Genomic DNA, 18138 nt, shown 5'->3' on the forward strand with positions numbered 1-18138 from the left:
GGTGGAGGTCGGTCGCCCGTGAGCGCGCAGACGCTCGCGGGATGGCGCGTCGGCGTGACGGCCGACCGCCGCGCCGACGACCAGCTCGACCTGCTGCGGCGCAAGGGCGCGGAGGTGCTGCACGGGCCGACGATGCGGATCGTGCCGCTGTCGGACGACGCCCGGCTGGCGGAGACGACGCGGGCGCTGCTCGCCGACCCGCCCGCGGCGGTCGTCGCCACCACCGGGCAGGGCTTCCGGGGGTGGCTCGAGGTGGCGTCGGACTGGGGGCTGGGCGACGCCCTGCACGCGATGCTGGGCTCGGCGACGCTGCTCGCGCGCGGTCCGAAGGCGCGCGGGGCGATCCGCGGTGCCGGGCTGCGCGAGGCGTGGTCGGCCGACGAGACGGAGTCGTCGCCCGAGGTCCTGGCGCACCTGCTCGACGAGGGCGTCGACGGCCGGCGCATCGCGGTGCAGCTGCACGGCGACCCGATGACCGACTTCCTCGCCGCGCTGCGCTCAGCAGGCGCCGACGTGGTGACCGTGGCCGTGTACCGGTGGGAGCCGCCGCCTGACCTGCCCGCCGTCGACACGCTCCTGGACGCGATCGTGGCCCACGAGGTCGACACCGTGACGTTCACCAGCGCGCCGGCGGTCGAGGGGCTCGTCCACCGCGCCGAGAGCCGGGGGCTGCGCGACGAGGTGCTCGCGGCGCTGCGCTCGGGCGAGGTCCTGGCCTGCTGCGTCGGACCGGTCACCGCCGCGCCGCTGGAGCGCCTGGGCGTCGTCGGCATCGCGCCCGAGCGCTTCCGGCTCGGCGCGATGGTGAAGCGGCTGGAGGAGCACGCCACCGTGCTGGCCCGTCCGTGACGGCACCCGCGCTGCTGCTGCTCGCCCACGGCACCGAGGACCCCGCCGGGCAGGCCACCTGGGACCGCCTCGCGTCGGCGGTGGACCGGGTGCTGCCCGAGGCCGAGGTGCGGCTGGCGTACGCGGGGGTGGCGGTCCCGTCCCTGGCGGACGTGCTGGTCGAGCTGCCCGGCCCCGTGGTCGTCGTGCCCGCCTTCCTCGCCTCCGGGTTCCACGTGCGCGTCGACGTGCCCGAGCAGCTCGCGATGACCGGGCGTGACGACGTCGTCGTGGCCGAGCCGTTCGGGCCCGACCCGGCGCTGGTGGGCGTGCTGCTCGACCGGCTCGCCGAAGCCGGCGCGGGGCCCGGCGACACCGTGGTGCTGGCCGCGGCGGGGTCGACCGACCCCGTGGCGCAGGACGACCTGCGCACCGCCGCGGCCCTGCTGACCGCGCGGGTGGGCCACGAGGTGCCGGTGGGCTACATCGCGGGTGGCGAGCCGCGGGTCGCGTCGGTGGTCGAGTCCACCGGGGCTCGAGGTCCGCGCATCGTGATCGCGACCTGGCTGCTCGCGCCGGGGGCGTTCCACCGCTGGCTGGGGTCCTCGGGCGCCGCGCTGGTCGCCGAGCCCCTCGGGGACCACCCGGACGTCGTCGGCGTGGCCGTCGCGCGCTACCGGGCGGCGGTCGGGGCATGAGCGTGGGCCTGGGCCTCGCCGTGCACCTCTACGACTCCGGCGGGCGCTGGATCGCGTGGTACCGCCCGGGGATGCCGTACGTGTGGAACACCCGGGACCGGTGGATCGGCTGGTTCCCGTGGTCGCACGAGTCGTCGCCCGAGCCACGCGACGACGTCCTCGACCCCGCCGACCGCTACCTGGGCACGGTCGTCGGCGACCGTCTGCTGGCACGCACGGCCCGGCAACCGCGATCGATCCCCGCGAGGGTCCCGGAGCCCCAGCGTCCGGTCGGCCCACCCGACATCGACCGGGCGATGGCGCTGCCACCGCCGATCGGGTTCACCGACGTGGCCGCTCATCGCCTTCTCGGCGACTGAGAGCCACCCCGATGTTTACCGTTCGTCACGAAAGGGTGATGCTAGGGGCATGCTCGCACGCGTCATCGGGACCATTGTGATCATCCTGGTGCTGTTCGCGATCATCTCCGATCCCCAGCAGTCCGCCGCCACGACCCGTGAGGGCGCCTCGACCCTGGCCGACGCGGGCTCCTCGATCACCGTGTTCCTGTCGAGCCTCGTCAACAACCTCGCCGTCGTCACCACCGGCTCGTCGTCCTCCACCACGACCACCTACCCCGCCGGGTCCGTCGAGACCGGCGACGGCTCCACCCCGCTCGACGAATAGGTCCTGGGGGACGGCGCTCGGGGGGTGCCAGCGCTGCGTCCACGCTTGCACTCAGCGCCAGGAAATCCGCTTCGTCACCGGGGCGCCGGAGTCAGGCGCTCTCGGGGAGGTCGCGCGGAAAGACCGCACGCGGTGGCGGCAGCATCGCCGCCACGGCAAGGGCATCCAGCACGTCCTGGTGAGTACCTGCCGAGTCGCTGCGCACCTGGACGGGGCGGGTCCCGAGGACGTGGAGCCCGATGCCCGTGAGGGCTCGACGCCGACGCGCCGTGCTGTCCACCTGTTCGGGCGTGGCGAAGTGTGCTTCGACGGAGTCGATCTCCCAGGCGAACCCCAGCTCCTCGACGAGGACGTCGACGATGGCGACGAACCGGCCGTGCTCGTCGAGGACGCGTGCGTTGAACCGGGCCTGGGGGAGGTCGGGGTGGGCGAGCCACCACTCCCGAGCGGTGAACTCCGCGGCGGAACGCACCCCGTCGGCGACCGCCCGCAGGACCAGCCGGGGTGTGGCGCTGCCCTTTCGGCACCCGGCGTCGAGCTCCTGGCGCAGGTGCTCGACGAACAGCATCCGGCGCTGCACCGGCTCGGCGAGCAGGCTCGCGATCTCTTCGGTGTCCTTCAACCGGCGCACGGCGTCGAGCACCGCGCGGGCGAGCGGGGCGACCGGCAGCCCGTCGCGCAGCACAGCGCGCGGCATCCGTTCGGTGCGCTCCACCACGATGTGCCCGACGCTCCGCACCTGGCGGGACTGCGGTACGAGGATGTGGACCCGGGTCAGCTCCGGGCCGCGCCGCAGTCCGTGGTGGCGCACGGCGGAGAGCCCGGTCAGCAGCGCGTCGGGGCCACCGTGCAGAAGGGCCGCGACCTCGAGCTGGCGGACGCTCGGCTCGCCGTTGTGCAGGGCGACGATGCCCGGGGCGAGCAGCTGCCACGGTCCGCCGTCGCGACACCGCCGGTAGACCGTGCTCTCGGGAACACCGAGCTCCACGAGCGCGAGTGCCGCGATCACGCCGTGGTCGCTCGCCCGCAGCAGCCTGTCGGGCTCGTCGGCCCAGGTTCCTCGTCGCACGTCGCCACGGTCGGCCCGATCCTCGTCGTGGGCGAGCATCGGCGCCCGACCTGTGGACGGGTTCGACGGATGGGGACAGCGCCCTGCGCAGCCGGTCGGTGCTCGCGAACGACGAAGCGGCTTTCCTGGCGTTGAGTGCAAGCGAGGACGCAGGGCTTGCACTCGTAGGTGCACTCCCGCCACTCGTCACCCGTCACGACCCCGAAACACGGGGCGGAGGCCGACCCGCTCTCGTAGTCACGAAGAAACACTTCGGAAATGGGCGGTTGGTGAGCTGATCGCAGCGAGGAACCGGGACCCCGGCGGGGTCGGCGAGGACCCCGCACCCCCGACCCCTCGCGCCCGACGCCGTCGGGTGCGCAGGGCGCACCACGTTCCCGCTCCACCGAACGTCTCCGAGGGAGAACCGCATGACCAGCACCGAGCTCTCCGACGTCGAGAAGAAGAGCCTCGAGGAGATCCCGCACCCGTCGCTGCCCGAGGGCTCGAGCATCTACGGCGGGACGAAGGTCTTCCCCGACCTGCAGGCCGAGAACGGCGAGAGCTACTTCACGCTCGTCCACGGCATCGCGCACGAGTCGTCGGTCAGCTTCGTCGCCGTCCTCCAGGCCACCCGGGCGCTGCGCAAGGGCTTCGAGACGGCCATCTACTTCTACGGCCCCGGTTCCCTGAACTGCCTGGCCACGCGCGGCTTCCCCACCACGGGCAGCTCGGCGTTCCCCGGCGAGCACAACATCAACGACCAGCTCAAGACCTTCATCTCCGAGGGCGGCAAGGCCTACTGCTGCCGCTTCGGGCTGTCGCTGCACGGTGCCCGCGAGGAGGACCTCATCGAGGGCGTCATCCCCACGCACCCGCTCGACGTGCAGGACGCGCTCATCCACTTCGCCCGCAAGGGCGCGATCATCAACTCGACCTACCAGCTCTGACACGCACGGCCCCGGTGCGGGGGCGGCACGCCCGTCCCCGCACCGCGCCCGTGACACCCCGAGTCGAGCGCCCCGGAGGTCCGCTGATGTCGTCCCCGCAATCCGACCTGGGCCTGTCCGCCCGTTCCGAAGTGGCCGTCCGCGGTGTGGCGCTCGACCTCCCCTCCGACGAGCCGACCACCTCGGTGGACCTCGGCTCCACCATCCCCCTGCGCCGCCCCGGCGGCGCCGGACCGTCCGCCGACGGCCACGTGCTCGTCGACGGCCTCAGGACCACGATCCCGATCAACCCGGCGAGCCCCTACCGGCTGCGCGACGGGCGCCTCGTGCGCACCGGTCCCGACGGCGGGGTCACCGACCTGGGCGTCGAGGTCGCCACCGTCGCCCGCCCCGCGTTCTACGACCTCACGACGGCCGACGGCGTGCCCTACGAGAAGATCGCCCGCCTGCACGGCGACGACGTGCTCGCGACGACGGTCGTGCAGACCTGCGTGCGCTACGGCGAGCAGGACCGCTGCCGGTTCTGCGCCATCGAGCAGTCGCTGCGCACCGGCGCCACGACCGCGGTGAAGACGCCCGAGCAGCTCGCGGAGGTCGCCGAGGCCGCGGTCCGCCTCGACGGCGTGCGGCAGATGGTGCTGACCACCGGGACGAGCAACGGCCGCGACCGCGGCGCCCGACACCTCGCCCGTTGCGTCCGGGCGATCAGGGCGGCGGTGCCGGGCCTGCCGATCCAGGTGCAGTGCGAGCCGCCCGCGCCCTCCGACCTCGCGGCCCTGCAGGAGCTCCGCGACGCCGGCGCCGACGCCATCGGCATCCACGTCGAGTCCCTCGACGACGACGTGCGCGCACGCTGGATGCCGGGCAAGGCGTCCGTGCCCCTGTCCCAGTACCGGCTGGCCTGGGACGAGAGCGTCCGCCTCTTCGGCCCGAACGCCGTCTCGACCTACCTCATCGTCGGCCTCGGCGAGGACCCCGACGAGCTGGTCGCCGGCGCCGCCGAGCTCGTCGACCGCGGCGTCTACCCGTTCGTCGTCCCCTACCGCCCGATCCCGGGCACCCTGGCGTTCGCCGACGGCGACCCCGCGCCGGATCCCGAGCTGCTCGCCGAGGTCACCGCCCGCGTCGCCAAGATCCTCGTCGCCGCCGGCATGCGCGGCGCCGACCAGGCCGCCGGATGCGCGGCGTGCGGTGCGTGCTCGGCGCTGTCCGCGGCGGGGGGCTGAGGTCCGTGTCGATCCTCGACGACCACGCGTTCGGGCTCGGCGCCGCCGACGAGATCCTCGGCGGCCGGGCGCGCCGCCGTCCCCACGACGTCACGATCACCGAGGCGCCGGCGATCGACGCCCGGCACCCCGACGTGGTCGCCCACCGGGCGCTGCGGCGCGCGGTCTTCGTCGACGAGCAGGGCCTCTTCCCGGGCGGAGCGGCCGGCGACCTCGACGGGCACGACCACGACCCGCGCGCGATCGTCCTCGTCGCCCGCGACGGAGCCGGCGAGGTCCTCGGCGGGGTGCGTCTGGCCCCCGTCGACCCCGACGCCTCGCGTCCCGACCTCGGCTGGTGGACGGGCAGCCGCCTCGTCGTCGCCCCGACGGCGCGCCGACGGGCGGGCGTGCGGGTGGGGGCCGCGCTGGTGCGCGCCGCGTGCGCCCGCGCCGAGGCCGCCGGCGTGCTGCGGTTCGAGGCCGAGGTCCAGGCCGCCAACGAGACACTGTTCGCGCGCCTCGGCTGGCAGCGACTGCGGGACACGACGGTCGCCGGCCGCCCGCACGTGCGCATGCGCCGGCCGATGGGTCGCTTCGCCGACCTCGTCGCCGCCACGAAGGCCCCGCTCGGCGAGCTCGTCGCCGGGCTCGCGGGCTCGGGCCTGCACGTCGGCGACGACGGGGCCCCCGTGCCGGGCAGCGACCTCGTCGCGGCGTGCGACGCGATCCTGCCCGCGATGGTCGAGCGCGACCCGGAGTGGGCGGGCTGGTGCGGGGTGCTCGTCAACGTCAACGACCTCGCCGCGATGGGGGCGGCGCCGACCGCCCTGCTCGACGCCGTCGGGGCGCGCGACGCGTCGTTCGCGCACCGCGTGCTGACGGGTCTGCGCGCCGCCGCCGACGCCTACGGGGTGCCGGTGATCGGCGGGCACACCCAGCTCGAGGTGCCCGCCTCGCTCGCCGTCACCGCGCTGGGCCGCACCGCGAGCCCCGTCCCCGCCGCGGGCGGGCGGACGGGCATGGAGGTCCGGCTGACCGCCGACCTCGCCGGCACCTGGCGCCCGGGCTACACCGGTCGGCAATGGGACTCCACGTCGACCCGCGCGCCCGCCGACCTGCGGGCGATGGTCGCGGCGATCGGCCCGGACGCGCGTCACCGGCCCGCCGCGGCCAAGGACGTCTCGATGGCCGGGGTCGTCGGGACGCTCGGGATGCTCGCCGAGGCTTCGGGCACCGGCGCGGTGCTCGACGTCGCGGCCGTCCCGCGTCCGGTCGGCGCGACCGTCGCCGACTGGCTCACCTGCTTCCCCGGCTTCGCTCTGCTCACCGCCGACGCGCCCGGCGCCCCCGCCCCGTCGGCGGGTCCCGTCACGAGCGCGGTGTGCGGGGTGCTCACGGACCCGGCGACCGGACCGGCCGGGGTCGCCCTGCGCTGGCCCGACGGCGAGGTCACCGAGGCCGTCGCCGGGGCCGTCACCGGACTGGGCAGCGCCCGGATCAGCGAAGGGAACCACCCGTGACCGTGAGGACGTTCGCCGCCGCGGCCGCCGGCTTCGGCCGCGACCTGGACGAGAGCTTCGCGACGATCTCGTCGCTGCTCGAGCGGGCGCGGGCGGCGGGGGCCGACGTGCTGGCCCTGCCCGAGGCCGCGCTCGGGGGCTACCTGTCGTCGCTGCACGACGACCCTGAGGACGTGCCGCCACAGCTGGACGTCGACGGGCCCGAGATCCGCCGCCTGATCGCGCTGGCCGGGGACACGGTCGTCACGGTCGGCTTCTGCGAGCGCGGGGACGGGGCATCCGGCGACCGTCCGTACAACAGCTGCGTCGCGGTGACCGGCGACGGCGTGCTCGGTCATCACCGCAAGGTCCACCAGCCGCTCAACGAGAACACCTCGTACGCCGCGGGCGACCGTTTCGCGGCGTTCGACACGCCGGTCGGGCGGATGGGCATGATGATCTGCTACGACAAGGCGTTCCCCGAGGCCGCGCGCGCCCTCGCGGTCGACGGGGCCCGGATCGTGGTGTGCATGTCGGCGTGGCCGGCGTCGCGCACCAACCCGGCATCGGTGCTCGCCGACGACCGCTGGACCCGCCGGTTCGACCTCTTCGACCGCGCCCGGGCGCTGGAGAACCAGATCGTCTGGGTCTCGGCGAACCAGGCCGGGACGTTCGGGGACATGCACCTCGTCGCGAGCGCGAAGATCGTCGACCCGGGCGGGGAGGTCCTCGACACCACCGGGACCGAGGCCGGCCTCGCGGTGGCGTCGGTCGACGTCGACGCCACCGTGGACGCCGCGCGCCGCTTCATGGGCCACCTGCGCGACCGGCGGCCGGCGTCGTACCTCGGCACGCCGGACGACGCGCCGCCCGTCGTGCCCGCCGTCGCCGCGCGCGCCAGCTAGGCGCGCGCGGGTGGTCCGTCTCGCCGCCGCCGCGGCCCACTTCACGCGGGACATCGGGTTCGACCTCGACCGCATCAAGATGATCATCTCGCACGCGCGGGACGCCGGGGTCTCCCTGCTGGCGCTGCCCGACGGCGCGCTCGGGGGGTACCTCACGGACCTGCGCGGACCCGACGAGGACGACCTGCCGCCGCTGCTGGAGCCGAACGGCGACGAGGTGCGCTCCGTGATCGACTTCGCCGGTGACATGGTGGTGTGCCTCGGGTACAGCGAGCGGGGTCTCGACGACGGGAACGGGCTGGTCCGCTACGACGCGGCGGTCTGCCTCTCCGGTGACGGCATCCTCGGGCGGCACCGCAAGGTCCACCTGCCCGCCGGCGTCGCGTCGCTGTTCACGGCGGGGGACGGGTTCCGCGCGTTCGACACCCCGGTGGGCCGGATGGGCCTGCTCATCGACCACGACAAGACCTTCCCGGAGGCGGCGCGCACCCTGGCCGTCGACGGCGCCGAGATCATCGCGTGCCTCTCCGCCTGGCCGACCTCGCTGACCAACCGCGCGCCGCGGATGGCGCTGGACCGCCAGGCGCGGTTGTTCGACCTCTACGACCAGGCGCGCGCCGCGGAGAACCAGGTCGTCTGGCTGTCGTCGAACCAGAGCGGGCGCTACGGCGCGCTGCACTTCCTGGGCCGGGCGAAGGTCGTCGGGCCGGGTGGGGAGATCCTCGCGCGGACCTGGTCGAAGGGCGGGCTGGCGGTGGCGGAGGTCGACCTCCCGGAGCTGGTCGGGGCGGCGCGGACGGTGCTGCACCACCTCGCCGAGCGTCGTCCGGAGACCTACGGTTGATCGTGCGGATCGCCCTGCTGACCTACTCGACGAAGCCGCGCGGCGGTGTGGTGCACACCCTCGCCCTGGCCGAGGCGTTCGCCCGCGCCGGGCACGCAGTGACGGTGTGGGCGCTGGCGCGGGGCGGGGACACGGGCTTCTTCCGTCCCGTCGACGCCGCGGTGGACGTCCGGCTGGTGCCCGTCGAGGAGGTCGAGGGCGAGACGGTGGGGGAGCGGATCCTGCGGTCGATCGCGCTGCTGGCGTCGGCGTTCGAGGGCTCGTACGACGTGGTGCACGCGCAGGACTGCCTGACGGCGAACGCCGTGGGCCGCGCGCGGGGGTACGCGGGGCTCTGGCGGACCGTGCACCACCTCGACGAGTTCACGACGCCCGAGCTCGCCGCCTGCCACGAGCGGGCGCTGGTGGAGCCGGCGTCGCTGGTGTGCGTCTCGGAGGCGGTGGCGGGCGAGGTCCGGGCGGGCTGGGGCCGCTCGCCCGCGGTGATCTCCAACGGGGTGGCCGCGGCGCGCTTCGCCCGCGCGGCCGAGGCCGGGGCCGGGGAGCCGTGGCGCGCGCGGTACGGGCGCTACGTGCTCGCCGTCGGGGGGATCGAGCCGCGCAAGGGGACGCTGGAGCTGGTGGAGGCGATGGCGCGTCTCCCCGGCGTGCCGTTGCTCGTGGCGGGCGGGGACACCCTGTTCGACTACCGGCCCTACCGCGGGGAGGTGTTCGCGCGCGCGGCGTCGCTGGGCGTGGAGCCCGTGGTGCTCGGCCCGGTCGACGACGCCGACCTGCCGGGCCTGGTGGCGGGCGCCGCGGTGTTCGCGTTCCCGTCGACGAAGGAGGGCTTCGGGCTCGCGGCGATGGAGGCGCTCGCGGCCGGCGTCCCGCTCGTGACCCGTGACCTGCCGGTGCTGCGCGAGGTGTTCGCCGGCGCGGCGCGCTTCGCCGACGGCCCGGAGGGCTTCGCGCGCGAGATCGCGGGGGTGCTCGAGGGGACCGACCCGGACCTCGACCCCGCCCACGCGACCGTCGGCCGCGCCCTGGCCGCCGCGCACACCTGGGACGCCGCCGCCGAGGCGCACCTCGCCCTGTACCGGCACTGAGTGCAAGCCCTGCGGCCTCGCCGGCACTCAGCGCCAGGAACTTCGCTACGTCGGGGTGCTCGGTCGGCGGGGGCAGCTGCGTGCCAGCCTGGGGGGCACGCCGACAATCCACCACAGCACGCCGACAGGGTCAGGAAATCCACCCGCTCGCGAGACGGTGGTTCGCGAGCACCACGCGCCCGTCACGGATCTCGACGCCCTCCTCGCGCAGGCGCGCGTGCTGCTCGTCGGCGATGTGCGGCGCGCTCGACCCGTCGGCGCGCAGGACCCGGTGCCACGGCAGGTCGGCGCCGTCGTCGCGCAGCACCCAGCCGACGACGCGTGCCGAGCGCTCGCCGGCCGCCGCGGCGACGTCGCCGTAGGTGGACACCCGACCCTCCGGGATCGCCCGCACCGCCGCCCGGATGCGCTCGTGGCGCGCCTCGTCCACGGCGTGGAGTCCAGCACGGCGAGCGCATGGCGGGTACCCCGGCCTCGATGATCGTGGGGCTTTCCTGGCCCTGTCGGCGTGCTGTGGTGGATTGTCGGCGTGGCCCCCACGCTGGCACGACACGCCCACCTCCGCGCCGGGGCTGTCGGGGGGTCGTGGTGAAGTGAGCGGCGTGAGTGAGGAGCGTGCCCCCGAGCTGCGGCGCGCCGCGGCGTGGGTGCCGGGCGAGCTGGTGCTCGACGACGCCGCGCGGCGGGTCGTCGAGCACGACGCGGGCTTCCTGCGCGTGTTGGGCGGGCCGGGCACGGGCAAGACGACGCTGCTCGCCGAGCGGGTCGCGCGCCTGCTGCACGAGCGTCCTGACGCGCGCCCGCTGGTGCTCGTCGGCGACCGGCGGGCCGCGGCCGCCCTCCGCGAGCGCATCGCCGCCCGCCGCCGGGTGCTCGACGCGCCGGACCGCGGCGCGTCGGCGGCCGCCGAGCCGCTCGTGCGCAGCGTGCACTCCTACGCCTTCGCCGTCCTCCGGCGCCACGCCACGCGCCGCAGCGAGGCACCGCCGCGGCTGCTGCCCGGCGCCCAGCAGGACGCCATGGTCCGCGAGCTGCTCGCCGGCGAGATCGCGGGCGTCGGCGCGCCGTCGGGCTGGCCGCTGCGCATGCAGCCCGCGCTCGAGGCGCCCGCGTTCGCCGGCGAGGTGCGCGACCTCCTGCTGCGGGCCGCCGAGCGGGGGCTCGGGCCGCGCGAGCTCGCCGACCTCGGCAAGCGCCACGGCGTGCCCGCCTGGATCGCGGCGGGCCGCTTCTATCGCACGTACGAGGAGGTCACGCTGCTGCGGGCGGCGGCAGGCTCGGCCAACCCGCTGGCCTCGGCGCCCCCGCTCGACGCCGCCGAGCTGGTCGCGGCGGTGCTCGACGCCTTCGTCACCGACCCTGACCTCCTCGAGGCCGAGCGCGGCGCCGTGCGCCACCTCGTCGTCGACGACGTGCAGGACATGGACCCCCAGCAGATCGAGCTCGCCCGCGCGCTCGGCGCGGCCGCCGATGACTGGGTGCTCGCGGGCGACCCGGACTCCTCGGTCCTCGGCTTCCGCGGGGCCGACCCGTCGCTGCTGCGCGACGCCGACCCCGGAGGCCTCGCCACGGTCGTCCTGCGCGCCGACCACCGCAGCCGCCCCGCCCTGCGCGGTGCCGTCGCCCGCGTCGTCGCCGCGCTGCCCGGCGCCGGGCCGGGCCGGACGCGGACGGCGCCGACCCCGGAGCACGAGGAGGACGGCCGCGTCACCGTCGACGTCTTCGCCACCACCGGGCGCCAGGCCGCCGCGGCCGCCGACCGGCTGCGCCGGGCGCACCTGCAGGACGGGGTGCCGTGGTCGCGGATGGCGGTGATCGTGCGCTCGGTGTCGGGGTCGCTGCCGCCGTTGCGGCGCGCCCTGCTCGCGTCCGGGGTGCCGCTCGCGGTCCCGGCCGACGACACCCCGCTCGCGGCGCTCCCGGCGGTCGCCCCGCTGCTGACGGTGCTGCGTTGCGCCGCCGACCCGGCACGCCTCGACGCCGACACCGCGCTCGCCCTGCTCGCCTCCCCGCTGGGCGGCGCCGACCCGCTGGCCCTGCGCCGTCTCCGTCGCGGCCTGCTGCGTCGTCACGAGGCCGGCGGGGGCGCGGCGGACACCCCGAGCGACGCGCTCATCGTCGAGGCGCTGATCGACCACATCACGCAGGCGAGGAACCCCCTCGCGTTGCTCAGCACCTCGGAGGCCGCCCCGCTCGCCCGGGTCGGCGAGCTGCTGGCCGCCGCGGCCGCGGCGATCGAGAAGGCCGCCTCGGTGCCCGACGTCCTGTGGGCGGTGTGGGAGCGCAGCGGCCTGCAGCGCCGCTGGGTGGCCGCGAGCGAGCGCGGGGGCGTCACGGGCGCGCAGGCCGACCGCGACCTCGACGCCGTCGTCGCCCTGGTCGAGCGCGCCGCCCGCTACGTCGAGGATCTCCCCGGCGGCACCGTCGCGGGGTTCGTCGCGCAGGCCGACGACCAGCGCATCCGCGCCGACACCCTCGCCCCGCGCGCTCCCGACGGCGAGGCGGTCGCGGTCCTCACCGCCCATGCCTCCCGGGGCCGCGAGTGGGACGTCGTGATCGTGCCCGACGTCCAGGAGGGTGTCTGGCCCGACCTGCGCCGACGGGGCACGCTCCTGGGCGTCGAACGCCTCGTCGACGTCCTCGCCGGGCTCCCCGACGACCCCGCGGTCTCCGCGCAGGCGCCCCTGCTGACCGAGGAGAGGCGCCTCTTCGCCGTCGCGCTCTCCCGGGCGCGGCGCGCCGTACACGTCAGCGCCGTGGAGGCCGAGGACGTCACGCCGTCGCGGTTCCTCGACGACGTCGACGGGGGTCCCGTCACCGACGACCCGGCCGAGGAGAACCGGCCGCGCAGCCGCCCGGGCCGGGCGCTCGTGCTCGCCGAGCTCGTCGGCGAGCTGCGACGTGCGGTCACCGACCCGGACACCTCCCGGCAGCGTCGCGAGCGCGCGGCCGCCGGGCTCGCGCGCCTGGCCGAGGCCGGTGTCCCGGGGGCCGACCCCGACGACTGGTACGGCCTGCTCGCCCCGTCCACCGAGGCGCCGCTGCGCCCGGCGACCGCCCCCGTCGCGGTGAGCCCCAGCGCGGTCGAGACGATCCTGACCTGCCCGTTGCGCTGGGCGCTGCAGGCCCACGGCGGTGACGACGGCGACTCGCTGGCGTCCGTCACGGGCTCGCTCGTCCACGCGCTGGTCCAGCGGGCGGCGGAGGGCGCCGACGAGCGCGAGCTGCAGGACGCCCTCGACGTCGCCTGGGCCTCGGTCGACGCCGGCGCGCCGTGGTTCTCGCGTCGCGAGCTCGCCGGCACCCGGCGCATGCTCGCGTCGTTCCTCGCGTGGCGGGACCAGACCCGCGCGCACCTCACCGAGGCCGCGGTGGAACGCGAGATGGAGGTCGCGGTGGCCGAGGGCGTCCGGGTGCGCGGACGGGTCGACCGCCTCGAGATCGACACCCACGGCCGGCCCGTGATCGTCGACGTGAAGACGGGCAAGACGCCGATCTCCCACGCCGCCGCGCAGGAGCACCCGCAGCTCGCCGTCTACCAGCTCGCCACCGCACTCGGCGCGTTCGCCGAGACCCTCGCGGGCCCCGACCGGACGGCCGCGCGCAGCGCCCCGGGCGGTGCGCGCCTCGTGTACCTGTCGCGGGCGGGCGGCGCGGCGAAGGAACGCGCGCAGGAGCCCCTCGACGACGAGGGCCTGGCCGCGTGGCGCGACCACGTGAGCGCGGCGGCCCGCGCCACCGAGGGGCCGATCTTCGTGGGGCGCGAGAACGACTCCTGCCCGCGCTGTCCGGTGCGCACCGCGTGCCCGGTGCACGTCTCGGGGAGGCAGGTCCCGTGACGGCGCTCGCCCCACCCGGCACCGAGCTCATCGACCCCGTCGAGCTCGCCGAGCGTCTCGGCCTGCGCCGGCCCACCGAGGAACAGGCGGCGGTCATCGGCGCGCCCTCGGAGCCCGCGCTCGTCACCGCGGGCGCCGGGTCGGGCAAGACCGAGACGATGGCTGCGCGCGTGGTGTGGCTCGTTGCCAACGGGCTGGTCCGCCCCGAGCAGGTGCTGGGCCTGACCTTCACGCGCAAGGCCGCGGGCCAGCTCGCCGACCGCGTGCGGCGCCGGCTGCGGGTGCTCGGGTCCTCGAGCCTGCTCGACGAGCTCGACCCCACCGGCGACCGGCGCCTGGCGGCGCGCGCCGGCGAGCCGACGATCTCGACCTACCACGCCTACGCCGGGCGCCTGCTCGCCGAGCACGGTCTGCGTCTGCCCGTCGACCCCGGCGCGCGCCTGCTCTCGCCCACCGCGTCGTGGCAGCTCGCCCACCGCATCGTGTCCACCTGGGCGGCCGACCTCGACACCGACCGCGTGCCCTCCACCGTCACCGCGCTCGTGCAGTCGCTGGCGGGCGAGCTGGGCGAGCACCTCGCCGACCCCAGCACCCTGGCGCTCCACGCCGAGCGCTTCGCCCGGGCGGTCGAGGACGCCCCGCGCGCCAAGGGCCAGAAGGCGGCGCTGCCGGTGGCGCTGGCCACCAAGGTCGCCGCGCAGCGGTTCCGGGCGGCGCTGCTGCCGCTGGTCTCCGAGCTCGCCGAGCGCAAGCGTGCCGAGCGCTGCCTCGACTTCGCCGACCAGATGGCCGCGGCGGCCCGCCTCGCCGAGACCCACGACGAGGTCGGGGCCGCCGAGCGGGAGGCGTTCCGCGCGGTGCTGCTCGACGAGTACCAGGACACCGGGCACGCGCAGCGGATCATGCTGCGCTCGCTGTTCTCCCACGACGAGAACACCTCGGTCACCGCCGTCGGCGACCCGTTCCAGTCGATCTACGGCTGGCGCGGTGCGAGCGCGGCGAACCTGCCGCGGTTCGTCACCGACTTCCCGCGCGTCGACCCCGACGGCGAGACCGTCGCGGCCGCCCGTCACGGACTGCTGACCAGCTTCCGCAACCCGCCCGAGGTGCTCGCCCTCGCCAACGGGATCGCCGAGCCCCTGCGGGCGAGCGGCGTGCCGGTCGACGAGCTGCGGCCCCGCCCCGGCGCCCCGGCCGGCGACGTGCGTATCGCCCTGCACGACGACGTCGAGGCCGAGCGGGCGTGGCTGGCGGACGCGGTCGCCGACCGGTGGCGCGCCGCGGCGGACGCGGACACCGAGCCGCCGACCACCGCGGTGCTCGTGCGTCGCCGCGCCGACATGAGCGCGCTCGCCGCCGCGCTGCGCGCCCGCGACCTGCCCGTCGAGGTCGTCGGCCTGGGCGGGCTGCTCGACGAGCCCGAGGTGCGCGACGTCGTGTCGGCGCTGCGGCTCGTGGTCGATCCGCTGGCCGGCAGCGCGGCGGTCCGGCTGCTCACGGGTGCGCGCTGGCGCATCGGCGGCGCCGACCTCGCCGCGCTCTGGCGCCGTGCCCGCGAGCTGGCGGCGCCGGCCCCGGGAACCGACGCGACCAGCACGGTCAGCAGGGAGGTGCCCGACCCGGTCGCCGCCGCGCTCCCCGGCGAGCACGCCGAGCGGGCCGGCCTGGTCGACGCGCTCGACGACCCCGGGCCCGCGGCGCGCTACTCCGCCGTCGGGTTCGAGCGGCTCAAGCACCTCGCGCACGAGCTCGCGATGCTGCGCCGCCGCGTCACCGCCCCGCTGGTCGACCTCGTCGCCGACGTGGAGCGCGTCCTGCTCCTCGACGTCGAGACCGCCGCGCGGCCCGGTCCGACGGGTCGCGCGCACCTCGACGCGTTCGCCGAGGTCGTGGCCGACTTCTCCGCCGGCGCCGCCTCCTCGGGCGGCACCGCGACGGTCACCGCGCTGCTCGCCTACCTCGACGCCGCCGAGGAGGCCGAGGACGGCCTGACGCCCGGCGAGGTCGACGTCGCCGACCCGGCCACGGGCGGCACGCGCGTGCAGGTCCTCACCGTGCATGCGGCCAAGGGCCTCGAGTGGGAGCTCGTGGCGCTGCCGCACGTCGTCGACAAGGTGTTCCCGGCGGCGAAGCGGTCGGGCTCATGGCTGACGTCGGTCGCGTCGCTGCCCGTGCACCTGCGCGGCGACCGGCCGGACCTCCCCGAGCTCGAGCTGGACGGCGCCGCGGACCGCAAGGAGATCCAGGAGCGGCTCGACGAGCACGAGCGGGCCTTCGACGACCGCCGCCTCGTCGAGGAGCGGCGCCTGTTCTACGTCGCGCTCACCCGCGCCGAGCACGCGCTGCTGGTGTCCGGGCACTGGTGGGGCGAGACCGGCGAGTCGCCGCGTGGCCCGTCGGACCTGCTCGCCGAGGTCGGGGAGCTGGCCGCCGCGGGCGGCGGGCGCTGCGGGGTCGTCGAGGCGTGGGCCGAGCCGCCCGAGGAGGGCGTCGCCAACCCGATGGCGTCGGCGGTCCACGAGACGGCCTGGCCTGTCGATCCGCTGGGCTCGCGGCGGGCCGCGGTCGACGAGGGCGCGGCGCTGGTCCGGGCGGCCCTCGCGCGCCGCGCGGACGAGCCAGAGCCCGACGAGCCCGAGGATCAGGACGACCCCGAGGGCTGGGCCGCCGACATCGAGGTCCTGCTCGCCGAGCGGGCGGCGGCGCGCCACCGGCACGCGCGGGTGCTCCTCCCGCCGCAGCTGTCGGTCAGCCAGCTCGTCGACCTCGCCGCCGATCCCGACGCGCTGGCTCGGCGGCTGCGGCGCCCGGTGCCGCGTCCCCCCGACCCGCGGGCGCGGCGCGGCACCGAGTTCCACGCGTGGCTCGAGCGCTGGTTCTCCGCCACCGAGCTGCTGGAGTTCGACGAGCTCCCCGGCGCGGCCGACGAGGACGCCGACGCGGCCGCCGACCCGGCGGGCGCCGCCGACGCCGCCGAGCTCCGCGAGCGCTTCACCGCCAGCCGCTGGGCCAACCGCACGCCGGTGGCGGTGGAGGTCCCGTTCGAGACCGAGGTCGCGGGCACGCTGGTGCGCGGCCGGATCGACGCGGTGTTCGCCGACGACGACGGCGGCGCCACGGTGGTCGACTGGAAGACCGGGCGGGTGCCGCACGACGACGCGATGCCCGCGCTCGCCGTGCAGCTCGCGGCCTACCGGCTGGCCTGGTCGGCGCTCTCGGGGATCCCCGTCGAGCGGGTGCGCGCGGCGCTGCACTACGTCCGCGACGACGTGACCAGGAGCCCCGCCGACCTGCTCGACGCCGCCGGCCTGCGCGCGCTCGTCGCCACGGTGCCGGAGGAGCAGCGCGTCCCGGAGGGCGATCCGCAGGCCCCGTCCTTCGCCGGCCCCGACGACACCGACCCGGACGCGGACGAGGGCCCGGTCGAGGACGTGGACCCCGACCCCCGCTGACCCCCCCCGCCGCCCGCCCCCGCCGACCCCACAGCAGACCCGAGCACCTGCCACCGAGGAGCAGAATCGAGGAGTGAGCAACACCGAGACCGCGCCCGCCGAGGTGCAGTGCGAGCCCGGCGGGTCGCCGGGGCGTGTCGAGGTCCTGACCCCGCGCGACGTGCCCCTCGGCGGGCCCCGCGCGATGACCGTCCGTCGCACCCTGCCCCAGCGGCAGCGCTCGCTGATCGGGGCCTGGTGCTTCGTCGACCACTACGGGCCCGACGACACCGCGAGCTCGGGCGGCATGGACGTCCCGCCCCACCCGCACACGGGGCTCGCGACGGTCAGCTGGCTGTTCACCGGCGAGGTCGAGCACCGCGACAGCCTCGGCACCCACGCGATGGTCCGCCCCGGCGAGCTCAACCTCATGACCGGTGGGCACGGGGTCGCGCACTCCGAGGTCAGCACGCCGGACACCACCCTCCTGCACGGCGTGCAGCTCTGGGTCGCGCTGCCCGACCATGCGCGCGACCGGCCCCGCGACTTCGCCCACCACGTCCCCGCAGCGACGGACCTCGGAGGCGGCGCCGTCGCCCGCGTCTTCCTCGGCACCCTGGCCGGGTCGACGTCGCCGGTGGTCACCGCGACCCCGCTGCTCGGCGCGGAGCTGCTGCTCGATCCCGGAGCGCGCGTCGAGCTCGCCGTCGACCCGACCTTCGAGCACGGCCTGCTCGTCGACGGCGGTCACGTCACGCTGCAGGGACGCCCGGTGGAGCGCGCCGAGCTCGGCGTCGTCGACCCCGGCCCGTCGACGCTGGAGATCGTCGCGGGCGACGAGCCCGCCCGCCTCGTCCTGCTCGGCGGCCCGCCCTTCGGCGAGCAGATCGTCATGTGGTGGAACTTCGTCGCCCGCACCCACGACGAGATCGTCGCCTTCCGCGCCGACTGGGAGGCCGGAAGCGCGCGGTTCGGGCAGGTCGACGGCTACGTGGGCCGTGACGGGCGGACCGGCGCGGCCGCGCGCCTGCCCGCCCCCGCCCTGCCGCACGCGACGATCCGGCCGCGCGGCAACCCCGCCTGAGGCTCAGCCGGCCTCGCGCCGCACCCGCAGCGCGTGCGCGACCATCGGCG

15 protein-coding genes are annotated in these 18138 nt (G+C 76.4%); 13 read left to right on the forward strand and 2 right to left on the reverse strand.

What is annotated here, in order from left to right:
- The first annotated feature begins 18 nt into the window (after positions 1-18).
- Genes PH189_RS08015 through PH189_RS08030 form a run of 4 tightly spaced genes read left to right on the forward strand, consistent with a single transcriptional unit; the run spans position 19 to position 2192 of the window.
- Entirely contained in the window at positions 19-849 is an 831-nt protein-coding gene (locus PH189_RS08015; RefSeq protein ID WP_274188236.1) for a uroporphyrinogen-III synthase, read from the forward strand.
- The gene (locus PH189_RS08020) at positions 846-1526 is read left to right on the forward strand and encodes a sirohydrochlorin chelatase (protein WP_274188237.1); all 681 of its coding nucleotides are present in this window, start codon (positions 846-848) and stop codon (positions 1524-1526) included. The genes PH189_RS08015 and PH189_RS08020 overlap by 4 nt, the downstream gene beginning before the upstream one ends.
- The gene (locus PH189_RS08025; protein WP_274188238.1) at positions 1523-1885 is read left to right on the forward strand and encodes a hypothetical protein; all 363 of its coding nucleotides are present in this window, start codon (positions 1523-1525) and stop codon (positions 1883-1885) included. Before PH189_RS08020 ends, PH189_RS08025 begins: the two co-directional genes overlap by 4 nt.
- 49 nt (positions 1886-1934) lie before the next feature.
- Positions 1935-2192, forward strand: coding sequence for a hypothetical protein (locus PH189_RS08030; protein WP_274188239.1), 258 nt, complete (start codon positions 1935-1937; stop codon positions 2190-2192).
- A gap of 91 nt (positions 2193-2283) precedes the next feature.
- Here the strand turns inward: PH189_RS08030 and PH189_RS08035 are convergent, their stop codons facing one another.
- The gene (locus PH189_RS08035; RefSeq protein WP_274188240.1) at positions 2284-3261 is read right to left on the reverse strand and encodes a hypothetical protein; all 978 of its coding nucleotides are present in this window, start codon (positions 3259-3261) and stop codon (positions 2284-2286) included.
- 410 nt (positions 3262-3671) lie between these two features.
- Between PH189_RS08035 and PH189_RS08040 the strand changes: the two genes are divergently transcribed.
- The 6 genes from PH189_RS08040 to PH189_RS08065 all read left to right on the forward strand — a co-directional run bounded on the left by PH189_RS08040 (position 3672) and on the right by PH189_RS08065 (position 9734).
- Positions 3672-4190, forward strand: coding sequence for an MSMEG_0572/Sll0783 family nitrogen starvation response protein (locus tag PH189_RS08040; protein WP_274188241.1), 519 nt, complete (start codon positions 3672-3674; stop codon positions 4188-4190).
- Positions 4191-4276: 86 nt separating this feature from the next.
- Positions 4277-5416, forward strand: a complete 1140-nt coding sequence (locus PH189_RS08045) for an MSMEG_0568 family radical SAM protein (protein WP_274188242.1) — start codon at positions 4277-4279, stop codon at positions 5414-5416.
- Positions 5417-5421: 5 nt separating this feature from the next.
- Complete coding sequence (locus PH189_RS08050; RefSeq protein ID WP_274188243.1) at positions 5422-6918, forward strand: MSMEG_0567/sll0787 family protein; 1497 nt, start codon at positions 5422-5424, stop codon at positions 6916-6918.
- On the forward strand, positions 6915-7802 hold the full coding sequence (locus PH189_RS08055) for a carbon-nitrogen hydrolase family protein (RefSeq protein ID WP_274188244.1): 888 nt from the start codon (positions 6915-6917) through the stop codon (positions 7800-7802). Before PH189_RS08050 ends, PH189_RS08055 begins: the two co-directional genes overlap by 4 nt.
- 10 nt (positions 7803-7812) lie before the next feature.
- Complete coding sequence (locus PH189_RS08060) at positions 7813-8646, forward strand: carbon-nitrogen hydrolase family protein (RefSeq protein ID WP_274188245.1); 834 nt, start codon at positions 7813-7815, stop codon at positions 8644-8646.
- Positions 8647-8648: 2 nt separating this feature from the next.
- A complete protein-coding gene (locus PH189_RS08065; RefSeq protein ID WP_274188246.1) occupies positions 8649-9734 on the forward strand; it encodes an MSMEG_0565 family glycosyltransferase in 1086 nt (361 codons plus the stop codon).
- A 130-nt stretch (positions 9735-9864) separates the two neighbouring features.
- Here the strand turns inward: PH189_RS08065 and PH189_RS08070 are convergent, their stop codons facing one another.
- Positions 9865-10164 (reverse strand): MGMT family protein, encoded by a 300-nt coding sequence (locus PH189_RS08070; protein ID WP_274188247.1) that lies wholly within the window; start codon positions 10162-10164, stop codon positions 9865-9867.
- Positions 10165-10336: 172 nt separating this feature from the next.
- Between PH189_RS08070 and PH189_RS08075 the strand changes: the two genes are divergently transcribed.
- The 3 genes from PH189_RS08075 (at position 10337) to PH189_RS08085 (ending at position 18088) form a co-directional block, all read left to right on the forward strand.
- Positions 10337-13573 carry an ATP-dependent helicase gene (locus PH189_RS08075; RefSeq protein ID WP_274188248.1) on the forward strand — a complete coding sequence of 1079 codons (3237 nt, stop codon included), beginning with the start codon at positions 10337-10339 and terminating at the stop codon, positions 13571-13573.
- Complete coding sequence (locus tag PH189_RS08080; protein WP_274188249.1) at positions 13570-17025, forward strand: ATP-dependent DNA helicase; 3456 nt, start codon at positions 13570-13572, stop codon at positions 17023-17025. The genes PH189_RS08075 and PH189_RS08080 overlap by 4 nt, the downstream gene beginning before the upstream one ends.
- Positions 17026-17098: 73 nt before the next feature.
- Positions 17099-18088, forward strand: coding sequence for a pirin family protein (locus PH189_RS08085; protein ID WP_274188250.1), 990 nt, complete (start codon positions 17099-17101; stop codon positions 18086-18088).
- Positions 18089-18138 lie beyond the last annotated feature (50 nt).

The sequence above is a fragment of the Actinomycetospora chibensis genome (assembly GCF_028737215.1).
Classification (GTDB): domain Bacteria; phylum Actinomycetota; class Actinomycetes; order Mycobacteriales; family Pseudonocardiaceae; genus Actinomycetospora; species Actinomycetospora chibensis.